Genomic DNA, 18,125 nt, shown 5'->3' on the forward strand with positions numbered 1-18,125 from the left:
ACCCGGTCGTCAGGCAGTCTTTGATCCGGGCCCGCTTAAGGCAAGAGTCGGCTGCAGCAAAGCGCTAAGCCCTAAATTGCTCATGGTTTCAGCCATACTGGCAACAACTTCTTCTGAGGTATTCAACAGTAATACCTGGTTCAAGAGGTTTTCCGCATCGGTTTTCCGCAGCTTGCGAATTGCCGACTTCACCCGGGGTAGGTTAACGGCGTTCATCGACAGGGTGTCGTACCCCATCGCCATTAACAGAACAGCTCCTCGGGGGTCACCAGCCAGCTCACCACAAAGACTCAGGCTACAACGACTGCCATGGCAGGCCCGAGCAATAGTATTCAGGGCATTAAGAACCGCCGGATGGAAGCTGCTGTACAGATCAGCGACCCGGGGGTTGTTGCGGTCTACGGCCAGTAGATACTGAGTCAAATCATTGCTGCCAACAGATAAAAAATCCACCAGTCGGGCGATTTGAGGCACCTGATAAATCGTTCCCGGCACCTCAATCATAACCCCGATATTCGGACGTTCCAGCTGTAGCCCTTCGCTGCAAAGCTCTTTATAAGCGCGCTCGATCAGGGTTATCGACTCAGCAACCTCCCTCAGATTAGAGATCATAGGCAGCATGATATTCAGGTTATTCAAACCTTCACTGGCCCGCAACATCGCCCTTACCTGAACAAGAAAAACCTCTGGGTGATCCAGGGTGACACGGATACCACGCCAGCCCAGAAAAGGGTTCGCTTCATTGATCGGAAAGTAGGGCAGCGCCTTATCACCACCAATATCCAGCGTACGCATAGTCACCGGCTGCGGATAAAACGCCTCTAACTGTTCACGATAAACCGCCTGCTGCTCACTTTCTGATGGAAAGCGCTCGCTGACCATAAAGGGGACTTCAGTACGGAATAAACCAACCCCTTCAGCGCCATGATTCAGAGAGTGGGTGATATCCTGAGCAAGACCGGTATTTACCATTAAAGGCATCTTGAAACCATCCAGGGTTTCACTGGGTAAGCCCGCCAGATCTTCCAGACCCTTTTGCAACTTTTGCTCAGCCCGCATCAGATTACCGTATTGGATCTGAAGCTCATCACTGGGGTTGTTAAAGACCACCCCTTGGTAACCATCGACAATTAACAACTGGCCATTGAGTAAGCCCAGGGGCAGGTCTACCGTCCCCATCACCGCAGGAATACCCATCGCCCGGGCCAGAATTGCCACATGTGAGTTACTGGAACCCTGAACTGAAACCAGGCCAGCCAGCTTCTCTTTCGGAATTTCACCCAGCATCGCAGGGGTCACTTCTTCACTGACCAAAACAGCTTTCTGAGGGTATTCAACCTCGTCCTGGTCAACCTTCTGCAGGTAGGCCAAAACACGGCGTCCCAGGTCACGAATATCGGTGGCCCGCTCTTTCAGATAATCATCCTGGGAGAGTTCAAAGAAGCGGGCATGGCGGGTAACAACCTGACACAACGCGCCTTGCGCCCAGTTGCCTTCCCCGATTTTATTGATCACTTCCTGACCAAGAGCGCTGTCGTCCAACATCCGCTGATACGCTTCAAACAGCGCCCGCTCTTCCTCACTCAGACGCTGAGCCAGACGACGATTAACTTCATGGATATCATTACGTACCGCCGATAAAGCGCTGCGGAACTGTTCAATCTCAAACGCGGGGTCCTCTGGCACTCTATCAGGCACAGTATCCAGATTAGCCACCGGCAGAATAACCACAGCAGAACCAATAGCGATACCGGATGTACCGGCAACGCCCTTAAAACAGCTACCATGGATATTGTTCTGGGCAAGGCCAGATAGACTGGAAGAGCCGGTTGCCAGCGAGTGTGCCAGCAAGCCTGCCAGCTGGGCAGATACCGTCACCAGAAAAGCTTCCTCGCCTTCATCAAAGCGGCGCTTCTCTTGCTGCTGAACAACGATCACCCCAAGAATACGGCGCCGATGAATAATCGGCACACCAAGGAAGCTGTGGAATTTCTCCTCACCGGTTTCCGCAAGATACACGTAACTGGGGTGTTGAGTCGCACCATCCAGATTAACCGGCTCTTCACGCTCACCAACATAGCCAACAAGCCCTTGTCCGGCACTCAGGGAAACCTGTTTGATGGACTCTTTTTTGAGACCCATACTATCCATCAGAACATAACGCTGCTGGTCCTGATCCAACAGATACACCGAACAAACATCCGTTTTCATCGCCCGCCGAACCCTGCGCACAATAATGGAAAGCGTCTCATCCAGTGTTCTGGCTGAGTTCACTTCCTGAACAATGCGCTGCAAGGTTTTGAGCATAATCTCCCCTTTCCTTAAATGGGTTTGTCAGACAGGTAGTTGTCCTGACGAATATTGACTGTTAATGGTGTAAACAGATTTCTGTTATAACGGTGAGAAAGTTCCTTTAATGCCCTGCGGTATACTTCCCGCTTAAAAGAAACCACCTGGCCGAGTGGATACCAATAACTGACCCAGCGCCAGCCGTCAAACTCAGGCGAGGGTGTATGATCAACACAGATACTATTTTCCGCACAGCGAAGCTGCAACAAAAACCATTTCTGTTTTTGACCAACGCATAAAGGCTTACTATGGCGACGGATCATTTTGCGCGGCAACCGATAGCGCAGCCATCCCCGGGTGCAACCGAGCACATGAACATCATCAGCGTTTAAGCCAATCTCTTCTTTTAACTCACGATACAGGGCCTGCTCAGGTGTTTCATGTTCTTTGATTCCACCTTGCGGAAACTGCCATGCGTCTTGACCCACACGGCGTGCCCACAGCAGCTGCCCATACTGGTTCGTCAAGATTATACCGACATTGGGCCGGTAACCATCAGCATCAATCACGCAGATCACCTTGTATTTATATTAGGGCTATTGTTTCACAAAGCACCTGAGTTCTTCAATCAGACAACAGATCCATTGCTTTAGCAAATCAATCCTGTCAGAACAATCCTTTACAAGCTTCCGGGCTCTGGGATAATTGAATGTTTCAAGGCAATGCCTCATATTTCATCCCGAAAACCGCCCTATGCAGACTGGAGAACAAAACGTGAATCTGGCTATTTTTGACCTGGACAACACCCTTATCGCCGGAGACAGTGACCATGCCTGGGGAGAGTTTCTGACTGAAAAAGGCATCGTTGATGCCAGACTCTATAAAGAGGCCAACGACCGGTTCTACGAGCAGTATCAGAATGGCACCATGGACATTATGGAGTATCTGAACTTTTCTTTAAAACCTTTGGCCGAACATGAACCCAGCCAGCTGAAGCAATGGCACCACGAGTTTATGCAGGAAAAGATTGAACCCATTTTGCTGGATAAAGCCTTTGCCAAACTGGACTGGCACCGCAAGCAAGGGGACTATATTCTGATCATCACCGCCACAAACCGCTTTATCACAGAACCCATTGCTGAAAGACTGGATGTACACGAGCTGATCGCCATCGAGCCAGAACAGGTTGATGGTCGCTACACCGGCAAAGTAGCCGGTATTCCAAGCTTTAAGGAAGGTAAGGTCACTCGCCTGAATAACTGGCTGGCAGACAAAGACTTCAGCCTGTCTGACACCTGGTTTTACAGTGACTCCCACAACGATTTACCACTCCTGCGTTTAGTTGGTAAACCGGTCGCAGTTGACCCTGATGACAGTTTACGGGCAGAAGCCCAGCAAAAAGGCTGGCCTGTTGAGAGCTTTCGTTAAAGACCCAAAAGGCGTACCGGCATGGCCGATACGCCTTTTGGTTAAACCGCTTTAGGTTCGTAAAACTCCCGAGTCAGAATTTGGGCAATGTCGCCAAAGATGCTTTTATCGCCTCTTCCGGGTACTCATAGTCTTCCAGTTCACCCTTAAAGAAGCGATCGTAGGATGACATATCAAAATGGCCATGGCCGGACAGATTAAACAATAAAGTTTTCGCCTCACCCGTCTCTTTACAACGCAGAGCTTCCTGAATCACTGCGGCAATCGCATGGTTAGACTCAGGTGCCGGCACGATACCCTCTGTTCGGGCGAAGAGAACACCAGCTTCAAAGGTTTCTGTCTGACCCACCGCCATCGCTTCCAGTAACCCCTCATGGTGCAACTGACTCACCAGCGCCGATTGCCCATGATAACGCAGCCCCCCGGCATGAATACCCGGCGGCATAAAATCATGGCCCAGCGTGTACATCTTCATCATAGGTGTCAGACCGGAAGAATCACCGTAATCGTAGGTATACTCCCCCTTGGTCAGAGATGGACACGAGGTTGGCTCAACACCCACTAACCGAACATCTTTACCCGCTGCTTTATCAGCAAAGAACGGAAAAGCCAAACCACCCAGATTAGAGCCACCGCCAGATGGTGCAAACACCATATCCGGGTACTCCCCCACCATCTCCAGCTGTTTCTTCGCTTCCTGACCAATAATCGTCTGATGCAGCAGGACATGATTCAGTACAGAGCCCAGGGCGTAGTTCGCTTCAGGATTACCTCCAGCCTCCTCAACAGCTTCAGCAATGGCGATACCCAGAGAGCCCTGAGAGTCCGGGTCTTTCGTCAGAACATCACGACCCACCTGCGTCATATCCGTCGGACTTGCAAAAACATTACCGCCCCAGGTTTGCATCAGCAAACGTCGATAGGGCTTCTGATCATAACTGACCTTCACCATGCAGATACGAACATCCAGATCAAACATATTACCTGCCAACGCCAGAGAACTGCCCCACTGACCGGCACCGGTTTCAGTGATCAGGCGCTTAACGCCTTCCTGCTTATTATAATAAGCCTGCGGAATAGCCGAGTTTGGCTTGTGGGAGCCCGCCGGGCTTACCGCCTCATTCTTAAAGAAGATTTTACAAGGGGTTCCCAGTGCTTTCTCCAACTCAGTGGCACGTACCAGAGGCGTAGGACGCCACAGTAGAAGTTTTTCGCGGACTTCGTCAGGAATCTTAATCCAGCGCTCGGCGGACATCTCCTGCTCAATAATCGCCTGCGGGAAAATGGCGCTCAGTGCATCAGGGCCAACAGGCTGACCATCAGGCCCCAGAGGTGGTGCAGGGGCATTCGGCATATCAGCAACCACATTGTACCAATGGGTCGGCATCTCATTTTCAGGCAGCCAGATTTTCTTTTGCATATATCCTCCAAATAATGTCAGGGTACTTATGGCTGTTTCTATGCCAACCCGTTCAGGGTAAAACGGTTAAACGACAGCCTTATCTTAGTATCCGATAACCACGATCTTATGCTCTGTTACAAACGATCAGTCACAAATCACAGCGGAAACAGGAACAAACAAGTTTACCCTGTTGCTGCGTTAGCCCAAAGACCAGCAGCCTGTCTCCGTACATGATCCATCAAGCGAAAAAAAACCTGCCGCAAAGGGCAGGTTAAAAGTACGGTTAGTCTAGCAAGCTAAGGGCGATGACGACGACCGAACACCGCCCGGATTTCTAACCGTAGGACACAGAGTGTGCTTCACACAGGGGGCAGATGCCGCTGAGCTAGCCAAATGCCTGAATACCGGTCTGGGCACGCCCCAGAATCAGGGCATGAATATCGTGAGTACCTTCGTAGGTGTTCACCGCTTCCAGGTTCATCGCGTGGCGGATTACATGGAACTCGTCAGAGATACCATTACCACCATGCATATCACGGGCAACACGAGCGATATCCAGAGACTTACCGCATGAATTACGCTTAATCAGAGAGATCAGCTCAACCGGGCAGCTGCCCTCATCCATCAGACGGCCAGCCTGCAGACACCCTTGCAGACCCAGGGTGATTTCAGTTTGCATATCGGCCAGTTTTTTCTGTACCAGCTGAGTTGCTGCCAAAGGACGATTAAACTGGATGCGATCCAGTGAATACTGACGCGCCGCGTGCCAGCAGAATTCCGCCGCACCCAGCGCACCCCATGCGATGCCGTAACGGGCTTTGTTCAGACAACCGAACGGGCCTTTCAGGCCTTTCACGTTTGGCAACAGGTTCTCTTCCGGTACAAAGACATTGTCCATAACGATTTCGCCGGTGATCGATGCGCGCAGGGAGAACTTACCCTCAATTTTAGGCGTCGTCAGACCCTCCATACCACGCTCAAGAACAAAGCCGTGGATCTCGCCATCCAGCTTTGCCCATACCACCATCACATCAGCGATGGGCGAGTTAGTAATCCACATTTTTGCGCCAGTCACACGGAAACCACCGTCAACGCGCTCGGCGCGGGTTTTCATACCGCCCGGATCAGAGCCCACATCCGGCTCAGTCAGACCGAAACAACCCACCCATTCACCGGTTGCCAGCTTTGGCAGATATTTCATACGCTGCTCTTCAGAGCCATAAGCGTAGATCGGGTGCATCACCAAAGAAGACTGGACACTCATGGCAGAGCGGTAACCGCTGTCTACGCGCTCAACTTCCCGTGCTGCCAGACCGTAGCAAACATGATTTACTTCCGCACAGCCATATTTCTCCGGTAGAGTACTGCCCAGAAGACCCATTTCACCCATCTCGTTCATAATTTCACGATGGAAGATCTCATTACGGTTTGCCTCAAGTACCCGCGGCTGAAGCTTGTTCTGGCAGTATTCACGGGCCATATCGCGCACCATGCGCTCCTCTTCCGTAAGTTGCTGATCCAGGTTGAAAGGGTCTTCCCAATTAAATGCGGCGCGTTGGCTCATGTTAGTAACCTCTGTCTTTCTTTGGCTTTTAGAATTATTCGTTTACGAGATTCGATAGAGAGATCTGATATGACGACGTTAGCGAGGGAAGGACGATAAGTACAATATATGAATTATATAATTTCTATAACGAGGGATTATCAAGGTGACGTATGGGTCACAGGAAAGCCGCTTAAGACATCTCATGTCTCTGTGGAAACCATAAGACGATCAGGAGTCAGGAGTCAGGAGTCAGGAGTCAGGAGTCAGGAGTCAGGAGTCAGGAGTCCTGATCGTCTCGCATACCATTAGAGCGACAACATAATCATTCCAAATGCGGCTACACCACACAGAATAGGCAGCCCCATGGATCGGGTGCGAGTCCAAACAGCAAAAGTAACAAGCGTTCCGGCACCTGTTGCCAGCCAGGATATGGTATCAAGATGGGCAGGTACTAAAGATGTACCAAACATTGCTGCGATCATTGTTGGCCCTAATATCGTTAACCAGGACGGCATTGCACTGATACCACCCTCCATCTGTTTCTTAGTTAACGCCGCCTTCATCCAAAGGTATGGCAAAAGACGAAGCAAATAGGTACCAAGAGCAATACTGGCAAGAGCCAGCCACATAGACGTCTCCATACTTAATGCTCTCCCAGAAAGCGTTGGTTTTTCAGCGCGTAAAATAAAGTTGCACCACTAATCGCAGCTAATGGAATAGCCATGTTCGGATACCCCATAATCTTCAGAATTAAAGCAGTGGCAGCAGACAAAATAATCGTGATCGACCATAGACGGTTATTACAACGAGGAATAATTAAAACCAGAAACAAGGCGGGAAGTGCAAAAGGTAATATCTCGTTAACCAGTGGCCAGCGCTGGGTCAATTCTCCTCCGGCAATTGCCCCAAGTGCAGTCCCCCCAATCCAGCTAAACCAGGCAAGAGTTGCAGCCCCGCTATACCAGCCCAACCGTTCCTGCTCCGGAAGCTGCGGTAAACGAGCGTGAGCTAACGCAAATATCTGATCTGTCAGACCATGCATCAGTGGTATCCACTTTTTATCTTCGCTCAAATAAGGTGCGAGATTCGGGCCATAGACAATATGACGAGCATTGATCAGCAAAGTCATGATCACAACCAGCCATAAGGGCGCACCGGAAGCAGCCATGGCGACAAAGAGAAACTGAGATGCTCCGGCATAAATAAAAGTGGAGATCAGAACCGTCTCTAATACGCTAAAGCCAGACTGAATCGAAATCAGACCAAACGAGATCGCCACAGGGATGTAACCACCCAGCAGCGGAATCGCGTCTTTTACACCTTGCAGCCAAGGTGCACCTGCCAGCGGGCGGATCAGGGTACTCATACTGAAACATCCTGTTTGGGATAGGTAATAACCATCATTAAGGTCGCCCATGTCTCATAGGTCTGATAACAATGCGGGGTATCTGCAGCAAAGGTATGGGCTTTACCAATCTCCAGGTCACGCCGATCATCGTTTTCCCCCGCCAGCAGCCTGCCACTGATTAATGTCAGGGTTTCTGTCGTACCAGCAAGGTGTGGTTCCGATTGCTTAACCGTATTGGGCGCGCAAGACATCCAATAGACATCAACACGCGGGTTATCGTCACCCTGCCCGATCAAACGTACCTGTACGCCATTTTCCCCAAACAGCGGCTCCTCACTGGCAACCAGATCACCAAAGGGCACCTCTAACTGGATCGCCAGGCGCCAAATAGTTTCGAATGTTGGATTTCCATTACCTTGCTCAATTCGGGACAGATTGGACTTCGCAAGTCCGGCATTTTGCGCAAGCTGAGACAAGGACAGCCCTTTGGCCAAACGCAGTTTCTGAATATTTCTCCCCAGCGAGCTGAGAACCGGTCTGTTCATGAACACCTCAATTTGTTCTTTATATAGAACGTTCTATATAAAGAACAAAATATTGTCAAACCATTAAATCCATAAACAGCAGGTTTCACCAATAAAAAACCCCGTAACCGGCAATCAGTTACGGGGCTGATGTTGCACCGACAAAGGGTGCACAGATTGGTAATCTGAAAAAGTGCTTACGCGAAAGTCGCTTCCGCTTCTTCCAGAATATGTTTGCCGATCGGAATCGCCGAGGTCGCCGCCGGAGACGGTGCGTTGCATACGTTGATGGTGCGCTTGGTTTTCACGAACAGGAAGTCATCGACCAGCTTGCCATCTTCGGATACCGCCTGGGCACGAACACCGGCCGGATACGCCCCCAGATCAGATTTCCTGATGATCGGGCAGTACTTATTCACTTCTTTCAGATAACCACCTTTGAAGATGGAGTTCTTCATCTCAATCAGGCCCGGCCTCAGGTTAGCTTTCAGCACTTTCAGAATGCCCGGGTAGGTCAGCGCTTCCAGGCTGTCTTTCAGAGAGATATCCGTCTTCTTGTACCCTTCACGTTTCCACGCCATCACCGCGTTGGGGCCAACAGTTACTGTGCCATCGATCATACGGGTTAGGTGCACACCCAGAAACGGCATACTCGGATCAGGAATCGGGTAGATCAGATGGTTCACAACCTTGTTGTGCTCCGGCTTCAGCAGGTAGTACTCTCCCCGGAACGGGCAGATCTTGAACTTAGGCTTGATACCCAGCATACGTACGATGCGGTCTGCCATCAGGCCGGAACAGGAGATCATATATTGACTGGTGAATGCCCCTTTATTCGTCGTGACGGTCACTTCTGAGTCACTTTCCTTCAGAGCTTTCACCTCGCAGTTAAACTCAATAAGGCCACCCGCTTCACGGACTTTATCCGCCATCACTTCGGTGACACGACGGTAGCTGACAATACCGCTGGAAGGTACGAAAATACCACCGATACCGGTAATATTTGGCTCCCGTTCTTTCAATTCATCGGCATTCAGCCAGTGGCGTTCAATACCGTTAGCCTCGGTACGCTCCCAAAGCGCTTTCATGCGCTCCATTTCGATATCATTGGTGGCAACCAGCAGTTTGCCGCACTCATCGTATGGGATGTTGTTCTCGTCACAGAAGGCTTTTGTTGCCTTGTTACCTTCTAGGCAAAATTTTGCCTTCAGGCTACCCGGTGTGTAATAAACACCAGCGTGAATCACACCCGAATTATGACCGGTCTGGTGATTCGCTACCTGAGCTTCTTTTTCCAGAACCAACAGTTTGGCATCTGGTTTTTGTTGCAGTAGTTGCATCGCAGTAGACATACCGACGATGCCGCCGCCAATGATGATGTAATCGTACATTCTGTTCCTCGCTTGGCGCGAATAGCTTCTGTAAGGCGACGTTCAGCATTACAGAAATGCAGTGTCTATAAGGCAATTTACCCCGCCTGGAGCATAGCGCATCCAGGCAGGGTAAGGACCGAAGGATAACCCTCAGGTCAGCTGGAAGCCATTATACTTCCAACTTCTGCAGCCACGTTGTTTCACTGTTGACAGATCAACCGTTGACCGGATTACTGGCGTGGTTTACGCAGCGTTTTCTTGTGGGTGAAATAACCCCGCTGACGCATCAGCTCACGACGCAGTTCAGGGTGTGGTGTGAATTTATCACGACCATGCAGCCAGAAGTGGTTATTGATCAGCAGGAAGCTACCTACCGGAACGCGAACCGACTGAGTACCTTTACTGGATTCAAAAGATTCACCCAGTTCAGACAGCCACACACCCTCTTCCAGGTTAGCGGGTTGTGCAAACTGATCAATGTAAGATGTAATTGGCTTGCCATCCACGTCCAGGTCGAATACCGGGTGATAGATATCTTTAGAAATATTCTTGCTCGGCGGCACAGCCCAGCGAATCGGGCGATAAGCCAGAGGGTGAGTAGAGAAGGTTTCCAAATCTTCCCAGTCATCCAGATGCAGCAGAAGGGAGTTACCACCTTCCATATTTTGCTCATCAACTTTTAGCATCAGGTTGAAGTCAGTATCTTCTTCAACGTAAGTACCATCATTGTGCAGCTCCATTACACGGTGAGGCTGGCGCAGATAGCTGTCAGACTTATCAACATTCACAACGGCGAAGCGGGCATAGAACTGTCCACTCATGGCATCAAAGTTAGAACGCCCCATCAGATGAGCAACGGCAGTACAGAACCGCACCATATCCTCAGCCTGGGACACATCGTCCAACCCTTCCGGCTTAATCAGTAATGCGCCGGTTTGACGATCTGTCAGCGTATCAACTAAAAATGCCTGCAGTTTATTACCGCAAAGATCGTCCAGTACTTTAGCCACACGAAAACGCAGGAAAGATTTATATTCCAGCGCCTGAATTGGCCACTCTTCGATGGCTGCCAGAAATTTCTCAACGGTTTCCTTGCTGAAAGTCAGGTCAAGGATGCGGCCATTACTCTGTTCAGAAACAGATACGGTGAAACCTTTATATTCAGTGCCTGCGGTCAGGCCATGACGTTCAATAACAGTGCTCATTGGGTGGCTCCTGCAGTGTGTAATGCTGCTATCAAATAGGGGTTTTGTTCAGTTCAGCTTCATTCTCAGAAGCTGGGAGGACACTTAAAATGTCTCGATACGGAAATAATATATTCATTATTTAAAAATATCTACATTTTTTACTAATAGCGATAAAATAAGGTTTCCAGGCAGGAAAGGAGCAGAGGGTGAGTTGTAAGGCCTGAGACTCTGTTTATAATCATCAGCACGCGCAACCGATGGAACATTACCTGAGAGATGAAAACATCAGTGATAAACAGCACACAGACCAGTGGCCAGGCTTACGGCGCTACCGATAAAGAGATAGAAAGCAGTAAGGCGAATCAGGCCACCATTGCGTATCGTTTGCTGAAGCAGGATATTATCAATGGTGCGTATCAGCCCGGAGACAAGCTGCTGATGAGTCATCTGAAAAGTCATTACGAGATTGGTGCCGGCCCAATGCGTGAAGCACTGTCACAGTTGGTAGCAGATCGTCTGGTCACTGCGATCAGTCAGCGAGGCTTTCGTGTCGCAGAGATGTCTGAAGAAGAGCTGACAGATATCTATGATGCCCGCGCTCACCTTGAAGCCCTGATTACCGGCCTTGCAGTAGAGCGTGGCGATGAAGACTGGGAGGCAGAAGTACTGGGCGAAGCCCATAAGCTGTCACGGGTAAATGAGGTCAACACACCGGAAGAGATGCTGGAGATATGGGATAGCCGACATAAGTCCTTCCACCAGTCCATTGTTAATGGCTGCGGATCGTCCAAGCTTCTGGAGCTACGCGCTTCGCTGCTGGACCAGGCGGAACGCTACCGTCAACTCTGGCTGAAACAAACGGTATTCTCTCAAAACGCACTGGAAGAAAAACGCCAGGAACATGCCGAGCTGGTCGATGCTCTACTCAACCGGGATAAAGCCAGAGCCGCTGAGCTGATGTACCACCATATTCTCAGCCCTATTGCGATTATCAAAGAAAGGCTTCCGGGCTAAACCTCCAACCTCTGTATTGAAGCAGAGGTTGAAGTGATCCGTTAAAGGGGCTTTAAGCCTACTTTTGTGATGATATCACCTTCAACTTCCACCACAATCCAGCGAATGCCGTGCCACTCAAACTGATCGCCAACGACTGGGTGACCACCAAAACGGGAGCACATCAGCTCCCCCAGCGTCATCTCATTCTGATCAGGGCTGATAGTCAGGCCATACAAGGCAGCAAGGTCCTTCAAAGGTGCATCACCGCTTAATGTGAAGTCCCCAAAGAAGCTACGGATTTTGTCTTTACAAATTCTCGGGGCTTCATCAAACATCTTATTCAATGCAGGAAGGTCCGCCTCACGACTGATAATACACACCATATCCCCCTGCTGGAGACGCGTGCTACCGGAAGGATGCACCAGCTGTTTATTACGAAACAGAGCGGCTATCCGCGCTCCGGAAGGAAAGCGTAGTCGCCGCAACTCTACATTATTCAGCGCTTCAGAACTCAGTCGATAGGTTAGCAGCTCATAATCCGTATCCGGATACACACCCAGTCGGGTGCGACGCTTAGGTTCAAAAACAGGAGGCAACTCCATCTTCAGCCAGCGCGCTGCCAAGGGTAACGTACTGCCCTGAATGAGTAGTGAGATCAGCACGACATAGAAAGCAATATTAAAGTACAGATTAGACTGCTCTACCTGAGCTATCACAGGGAAAATAGCTAATACAATAGGCACAGCACCACGTAATCCTACCCATGAGATAAAGCTGAGCTCTCTTATATTAAAGCGGAAAAAGGGCTTCAGGCAGAGAAAAACGGCTAAAGGACGGGCAACCAGAATCATACCTAAAGCAAGTAATGTTGCTGGCAAAGCAACAGCCCACATCTGATGAGGCGTGACCAAAAGTCCCAGAATCAGGAAAAGACCAATCTGACTTAGCCAGGCCAGGCCATCGTTGACCGGCAAAATATACTGCAGATGCGTCGAACGGCTATTACCAATAATCAGACCTGCCAGATAGATCGCAATAAATCCACTACCACCCAACAGGTTGGTCGCCGCAAAAAGGCCTAACCCGGCACCGGTAACCAGCAACGGATAGAGTCCGGGGGCAAGGTTTAATCGTTTCAAAAGACGCGCAAACAACCAACCGCCCACCAAACCAAAAGGCAAACCAATGCCAAATTGCTTCACAAAAATCAACAGAACAGACCAGACATCAGGGTCAGGGGCTGTCAGTAACGTGATTAGGGTAACCGTTAGAAAAATAGCCATCGGATCATTGGTGCCGGATTCAATTTCCAAAGTAGCACTGACCCGCTCATTAAGACGCACGCCCTGACCACCCAGCATTGAGAAAACAGCGGCGGCATCAGTTGATCCAACAATAGCACCAACCAAAAGACCTTCCAGTAAAGAGAGTCCAAACAACCACATTGCCAGCAAGCCTGTTAAACCGCTGGTCACAACCACACCGAGTGTCGCCAGCGATAGTGCAGGCCTGAGGCCAACCCGAAAGGTCGTCATTCGGGTTCTCATTCCGCCATCGAGCAGAATAATCGCCAAAGCCAGGTGCCCGATCACATAAGCTGACTCAAAGTCTGAGAAGTTAATACCGCCGAGGCCATCCTCACCCGCCAACATCCCGATACCGAGGAAAACAAACAATAATGGCATACCCATACTGGCCGAAATTCGACTGGCAAGAATACTGAGACACAGCAAAAGAGCTGCAATAAGAAAAATAAGATTCAGGTTGTCCATCAAAGTCTCCCAGGAGTGAAGGGGAAGTCACATCCCTTATATGCTACACACTTGATGGGAAAAGAAAAAATTCTCTTTTGAATTAAAAAGCTCCCGAGAGCGTTGAGAGCCAAAAAAAACTTTGCAATAACACGTTTCAAACTGCGGAGATAAAAAAACGGCCGCTTCAGATCACTCCGATACGGCCGTTTTTCCATGATCAACGCAGAATCAGAAACGGGCTACCACTTCTTCTCATCGCGTACGACAAACACCGAGCAGTTAGCATGACGCACAATCTTCTCTGCGTTGGAACCCAGCAGATAGCTGGAGAAACCGGGACGGCCTGCTGCAACAATAATCACTTCAGGTTTCATCTTATCCGCTTCTTCCAGCACAGTATCATACACAACACCGGACTTTACCCGGCATTTGCCGCGCAGATGCTCAGGTACATATTTTTTAAACAGCTTTTTCACCTGCTGTTTCATATCCCCAAGTGCCTGCTTCACCGCGTCTTCCGATAGAGAAAAGTTACCATGATGAACAAGATTCTGATCGACATAAACGGCGTGAATTTCACCTTTTTCATCACCAATCAGCTGCTGCGCCAGAGCAACCGCTTTCGGGAACATATCTTCGTGTTCCAGATCCATCGGGATCAATACCGTATTGTACATAATCTACCCCATTACCTTATTTGGCAGCCACATCACCAAATCCGGATTCAGCATACAGATGACCAGCACCATTAGTTTCAACAGAATGAAAGGCGTTACCGATTTGTAGATATCCAACATGGTGACATCCGGAGGGGCAATCCCTTTCAGATAGAAAAGAGCAAAACCATACGGTGGCGTCTGAACCGCGATCTCAATATTCAGGATCATCAGGATACCAAACCAGATCGGATCGAAGCCCAGGTCAACTACGATAGGTGTGAACAAGGGCGCACACATCAGCACGATAATAAATTCGTCGATGATAAAGCCCAGTCCGAGCATCACCAGCTGCATCAGGATGATGACACCCAGCGGCGGTAACCCCAAATCTTTGGTGAAACCCGCAATCATATCCTGAACCCCCATCAGCAGATGGAAATTGCTGAACAGAGTTGCTCCCAGAATGATCCACATGGCCACAGAAACCAGCATCGCAGTTTCCATACCCGCCATTCTAAACATGCCTAAACGGAAGCGCTTAAAGAAAAAGGCCAGAATAATCGCCCCTACGACACCGATAGCACCGGACTCTGTCGGGGTCGCAATACCGCTGATAATACTGCCCAAAACGGCAAAAATCAGCAAAACCGACATAAAGCCATCACGCAAGGTTCGTGCTTTCTCCTTTGGCGTCATTTTGGCTTCAGCACCGGTTCCCAGAGGAGCCCGGTCCGGATTCATTTTGCAGCTGATCAGGATATAAGCAACCATCACAATGATGGCAAGCAAGGCAGGGAAAAGCGCCGCGATAAACATCTTGCCCACAGAGTTCTGCGTTGAAGCCGCGAACATAATCATAGGCACACTGGGTGGAATCAGGATTCCCAGACCACCGCCTGCCATGATCACACCCAGGGCCAGGCGCTTGTCATAGCCACGATCCAGCATCGGTTTCAGAGCGATACTACCAGAGGTCATAATACCGGCTCCGATAATACCCACCATCGCACCAATCATGGAGCAAACACCGATGACACTGATCGCCAGAGAACCGCGCACTTTGCCGATAACCAGCTGGCTGGCATTGAACATTGCATCACCAATGCCCGACCGGGTCAGCAGCTGCCCCATATAGATATACAGAGGAATAGCCAGCAGAATAAAGCTGAACAGGGTCGCCTCAAAGGTATTGGGCAGGATATTGAAAATACCTTCCCCCCAGGTTGCATACCCCACCGCCATTGCGATACCGCCCAGCGCAAAACCAACCGGTGCACCCAGGGCAAAACTCACCAGAATACAGAGCAGCAGAACACCGCTGAGCAACTCAATTCCCATCTTCTGTGTCCTCTTCTTCCGGCTCAGAAATCAAAGCCTGGCCCGCAATAACGTAATAGATATCTTTCACCATATTGCTGCTGATCTGCAGTGTAATCAGCGCACCGGATATCACCAGCATCATCCAGAAATGATGCGTGTGTGGGGCCCAGTTACTCATTTTCCGGTAGTTGAACTGCAGGGCTTCGCCAAATTTTTCATAGGCAATCATCATCAGAACGAACATGAAAAATGCGGCGAGAATACCCGTCAGAACATCAAAAATGCGCTTTGTTTTAGGTGATACAGCCAAATAGAGGATATCTACATTGATATGAGTCTTTTTCTGATAGGCGTAAGCACCACCCAGGCCAACCAGGTATGCAAAAAAGAAGAGCGCAAGATCCTGAGCCCAGATAGTAGGTTGATTAAAGAGGTATCGGGAACCGACCTCATAGGCGATGACAATTGCCAATAGAGGCATTAAAACAGAAACACTTTTCCCTATAAAACGTACCAACCGATCAATCCATGAGCAGTAGGATATAAATATCTTTTTGACCATAACGCTATGCCTGCAATAAAAAATAAAGGGCGGAGTACGCCCTTTATTTAACAACGGAACCTGACATTCCAATAAACTCAGAGCTTATTGCTGTTTTTTCAGGATCTCAATCAGCTCTGCGCTGAATTTGTCAGCTTTCGCATACTCGTCCCATAGAGACTCACCCGCTTTTTTCCAGGCTGCTTTATCAGCTTCGCTTGGCTCTGGGCTCCATTTCATGCCTTTTGCTTCCATATCGGCAATCGCTTCCGCTTCCCACAGACGAGATTTAGTCATCTGCTCACGGGCATGGATCGTCGTTGCGGCTTTAACAATCGCTTTCAGATCATCCGGCAGTTTGTTCCAGGCCTTCTGGTTAACCACAACGGGCAGTACCTGAGCGCCAGCCAGTGGTAAACGGTACATATACTTAGCAACCTCTACGTGGTTACCATCGCGGTGATCAATAAGGTTAGAACCGATAGAGCCATCAATTACGCCTGTCGCCAGGCCTGTATAGATCTCGCTCCAGGTCATAGATACCGGTGATGCACCCAGGTTACGAACAAACTTGCCGTATGCACCTGGCGCACGCAGTTTCAGCCCTTCAAAATCTGCAACTGAGTTAATTGGCTTTTTGGTCAGCAGATAAACCGGTGGTTGGATGTAAGGATCTAAGTAAACAAGTCCCTGCTCACCATAAGCACGGGTCAGCACTTCGTTCCAACCGTCTTCGTGGAACAAAACACTCAGTTTAGCGACATCAGCAGTACCGCCGGGCAGACCCACTTCAACGATACCTGCAGGCAGTTCGCCGGCATTCATCGGCTGGAAATGCGCACCCATCGTGATCAGGCCGGACTTAACCGCACCCAAAATACCTGTGGTGGAAACACCTTCACCGGCATACATCATTTTTACAGAGATACGGCCACCGGACATCTTTTCGATGTTCTCAGCCATATTGCCGTAAACTTCACCGAAAGCAGTACCACGGGAGTACAGGTTGGCAAAACGCCAGTTATGCTCAGCAGCTTGTGCAGCGGTGGAAGTAACAGCACCCAGGCCCATTACGGCAGCCAGGGAACCCGTCAGAATCTGTTTCTTGAGTTGACCGATTTTTTTCAGCATCTTTTTGCTCACTTTAATTGTTATTTCAGTTTAGGGGCATCATCTGCACCGGGGTAACCATCTGAAGTGGTTTTTAACCGGTAATAGGGTCGACGATAAGAGGTCATCATCGGGACTACAAAGCGTGCGAAACAAACGGAGAACTTAACCCTTGCGGGAATCATCACCTTAAGCCACTAAAAATAGCAGGCTATATATTAGTGGTATGTCAGCATCGCGTCGCAGACTAAGGGTGAAGGTATATAGACACGTTAAATAAGTAAAGAATATGACAATTATACTTATGATAATTTTTTTTGATACATAAGTATCTGCTGTATTGATGAGCAGACCATCATAAATCTGCACCAGATTAGCTCAGAGAAAGGAAATAAGTGATTATTTTCAATAAGATAGCTTTTATTTCATTTTGAAAAATTGATCTGACTCAGGGTAAGGTCTAATAACCATACGCCTTCTAGGACTTTCAGGAAAAAAACTATGGGGGAACAGTGGCTTCTTTTTGGGGCATTTTTTCTTTTTTTCCCAGTCACTGAAAAGGCTTTTCAGGCCCGATATTTAGAGTGCATAGCCAAAAAAAGCCTGAAATAAGCCAAAAAAAAAGAGAGCACGGCAAAAGCGCTCTCT

At 49.3% G+C, this 18,125-nt stretch carries 16 protein-coding genes; 2 read left to right on the top strand and 14 right to left on the bottom strand.

Annotated elements, in window-relative coordinates; translation table 11 throughout:
• Positions 1-9 precede the first annotated feature (9 nt).
• Entirely contained in the window at positions 10-2,307 is a 2,298-nt protein-coding gene (gene ptsP / locus BTA35_RS08680) for a phosphoenolpyruvate--protein phosphotransferase (RefSeq protein ID WP_078319424.1), read from the bottom strand.
• 14 nt (positions 2,308-2,321) lie between these two features.
• Positions 2,322-2,858, bottom strand: a complete 537-nt coding sequence (locus BTA35_RS08685) for an RNA pyrophosphohydrolase (RefSeq protein WP_078319425.1) — start codon at positions 2,856-2,858, stop codon at positions 2,322-2,324.
• 205 nt (positions 2,859-3,063) lie between these two features.
• Here BTA35_RS08685 and BTA35_RS08690 point away from each other — a divergent pair, with 205 nt between their 5' ends.
• A complete protein-coding gene (locus BTA35_RS08690; protein WP_078319768.1) occupies positions 3,064-3,717 on the top strand; it encodes a histidinol-phosphatase in 654 nt (217 codons plus the stop codon).
• Between the two features lie 73 nt (positions 3,718-3,790).
• Here BTA35_RS08690 and BTA35_RS08695 read toward each other — a convergent pair whose 3' ends face one another.
• The 7 genes from BTA35_RS08695 to glaH all read right to left on the bottom strand — a co-directional run bounded on the left by BTA35_RS08695 (position 3,791) and on the right by glaH (position 11,115).
• Complete coding sequence (locus tag BTA35_RS08695; RefSeq protein ID WP_078319426.1) at positions 3,791-5,137, bottom strand: TrpB-like pyridoxal phosphate-dependent enzyme; 1,347 nt, start codon at positions 5,135-5,137, stop codon at positions 3,791-3,793.
• Between the two features lie 367 nt (positions 5,138-5,504).
• Positions 5,505-6,683: an acyl-CoA dehydrogenase gene (locus tag BTA35_RS08700; protein ID WP_078319427.1), complete on the bottom strand. Its 1,179-nt coding sequence runs from the start codon at positions 6,681-6,683 to the stop codon at positions 5,505-5,507.
• A 287-nt stretch (positions 6,684-6,970) separates the two neighbouring features.
• The gene (locus BTA35_RS08705; protein WP_238377540.1) at positions 6,971-7,294 is read right to left on the bottom strand and encodes an AzlD domain-containing protein; all 324 of its coding nucleotides are present in this window, start codon (positions 7,292-7,294) and stop codon (positions 6,971-6,973) included.
• A gap of 14 nt (positions 7,295-7,308) precedes the next feature.
• Positions 7,309-8,031 carry an AzlC family ABC transporter permease gene (locus BTA35_RS08710; RefSeq protein WP_078319429.1) on the bottom strand — a complete coding sequence of 241 codons (723 nt, stop codon included), beginning with the start codon at positions 8,029-8,031 and terminating at the stop codon, positions 7,309-7,311.
• Complete coding sequence (locus BTA35_RS08715; RefSeq protein ID WP_078319430.1) at positions 8,028-8,558, bottom strand: helix-turn-helix domain-containing protein; 531 nt, start codon at positions 8,556-8,558, stop codon at positions 8,028-8,030. Before BTA35_RS08715 ends, BTA35_RS08710 begins: the two co-directional genes overlap by 4 nt.
• Positions 8,559-8,734: 176 nt before the next feature.
• Positions 8,735-9,928 carry an L-2-hydroxyglutarate dehydrogenase gene (gene lhgD / locus BTA35_RS08720; protein WP_078319431.1) on the bottom strand — a complete coding sequence of 398 codons (1,194 nt, stop codon included), beginning with the start codon at positions 9,926-9,928 and terminating at the stop codon, positions 8,735-8,737.
• Between the two features lie 212 nt (positions 9,929-10,140).
• On the bottom strand, positions 10,141-11,115 hold the full coding sequence (gene glaH / locus BTA35_RS08725) for a glutarate dioxygenase GlaH (protein WP_078319432.1): 975 nt from the start codon (positions 11,113-11,115) through the stop codon (positions 10,141-10,143).
• Positions 11,116-11,388: 273 nt separating this feature from the next.
• Between glaH and csiR the strand changes: the two genes are divergently transcribed.
• Positions 11,389-12,111 carry a DNA-binding transcriptional regulator CsiR gene (csiR, locus tag BTA35_RS08730; RefSeq protein WP_238377560.1) on the top strand — a complete coding sequence of 241 codons (723 nt, stop codon included), beginning with the start codon at positions 11,389-11,391 and terminating at the stop codon, positions 12,109-12,111.
• Between the two features lie 41 nt (positions 12,112-12,152).
• Here csiR and BTA35_RS08735 read toward each other — a convergent pair whose 3' ends face one another.
• The 5 genes from BTA35_RS08735 to BTA35_RS08755 all read right to left on the bottom strand — a co-directional run bounded on the left by BTA35_RS08735 (position 12,153) and on the right by BTA35_RS08755 (position 17,498).
• Positions 12,153-13,865: a potassium/proton antiporter gene (locus BTA35_RS08735; RefSeq protein WP_078319434.1), complete on the bottom strand. Its 1,713-nt coding sequence runs from the start codon at positions 13,863-13,865 to the stop codon at positions 12,153-12,155.
• 221 nt (positions 13,866-14,086) lie between these two features.
• Positions 14,087-14,524 carry a universal stress protein gene (locus tag BTA35_RS08740; protein WP_078319435.1) on the bottom strand — a complete coding sequence of 146 codons (438 nt, stop codon included), beginning with the start codon at positions 14,522-14,524 and terminating at the stop codon, positions 14,087-14,089.
• Positions 14,525-14,527: 3 nt separating this feature from the next.
• Entirely contained in the window at positions 14,528-15,844 is a 1,317-nt protein-coding gene (locus BTA35_RS08745; protein ID WP_078319436.1) for a TRAP transporter large permease, read from the bottom strand.
• Complete coding sequence (locus BTA35_RS08750; protein WP_238377541.1) at positions 15,834-16,343, bottom strand: TRAP transporter small permease subunit; 510 nt, start codon at positions 16,341-16,343, stop codon at positions 15,834-15,836. Before BTA35_RS08750 ends, BTA35_RS08745 begins: the two co-directional genes overlap by 11 nt.
• 129 nt (positions 16,344-16,472) lie before the next feature.
• Entirely contained in the window at positions 16,473-17,498 is a 1,026-nt protein-coding gene (locus tag BTA35_RS08755) for a TRAP transporter substrate-binding protein (RefSeq protein ID WP_078319438.1), read from the bottom strand.
• Positions 17,499-18,125 lie beyond the last annotated feature (627 nt).

The organism is Oceanospirillum linum, from assembly GCF_001995095.2.
GTDB classification, from domain to species: domain Bacteria; phylum Pseudomonadota; class Gammaproteobacteria; order Pseudomonadales; family Halomonadaceae; genus Oceanospirillum; species Oceanospirillum linum.

Bases quoted from the DNA above. Each gene is read 5' to 3' on its own strand.
- ptsP (WP_078319424.1), bottom strand. From the start codon at position 2,307: ATGCTCAAAACCTTGCAGCGCATTGTTCAGGAAGTGAACTCAGCCAGA.
- BTA35_RS08695 (WP_078319426.1), bottom strand. From the start codon at position 5,137: ATGCAAAAGAAAATCTGGCTGCCTGAAAATGAGATGCCGACCCATTGG.
- BTA35_RS08700 (WP_078319427.1), bottom strand. From the start codon at position 6,683: ATGAGCCAACGCGCCGCATTTAATTGGGAAGACCCTTTCAACCTGGAT.
- BTA35_RS08705 (WP_238377540.1), bottom strand. From the start codon at position 7,294: ATGTGGCTGGCTCTTGCCAGTATTGCTCTTGGTACCTATTTGCTTCGT.
- BTA35_RS08710 (WP_078319429.1), bottom strand. From the start codon at position 8,031: ATGAGTACCCTGATCCGCCCGCTGGCAGGTGCACCTTGGCTGCAAGGT.
- BTA35_RS08715 (WP_078319430.1), bottom strand. From the start codon at position 8,558: ATGAACAGACCGGTTCTCAGCTCGCTGGGGAGAAATATTCAGAAACTG.
- lhgD (WP_078319431.1), bottom strand. From the start codon at position 9,928: ATGTACGATTACATCATCATTGGCGGCGGCATCGTCGGTATGTCTACT.
- glaH (WP_078319432.1), bottom strand. From the start codon at position 11,115: ATGAGCACTGTTATTGAACGTCATGGCCTGACCGCAGGCACTGAATAT.
- BTA35_RS08735 (WP_078319434.1), bottom strand. From the start codon at position 13,865: ATGGACAACCTGAATCTTATTTTTCTTATTGCAGCTCTTTTGCTGTGT.
- BTA35_RS08740 (WP_078319435.1), bottom strand. From the start codon at position 14,524: ATGTACAATACGGTATTGATCCCGATGGATCTGGAACACGAAGATATG.
- BTA35_RS08745 (WP_078319436.1), bottom strand. From the start codon at position 15,844: ATGGGAATTGAGTTGCTCAGCGGTGTTCTGCTGCTCTGTATTCTGGTG.
- BTA35_RS08755 (WP_078319438.1), bottom strand. From the start codon at position 17,498: ATGCTGAAAAAAATCGGTCAACTCAAGAAACAGATTCTGACGGGTTCC.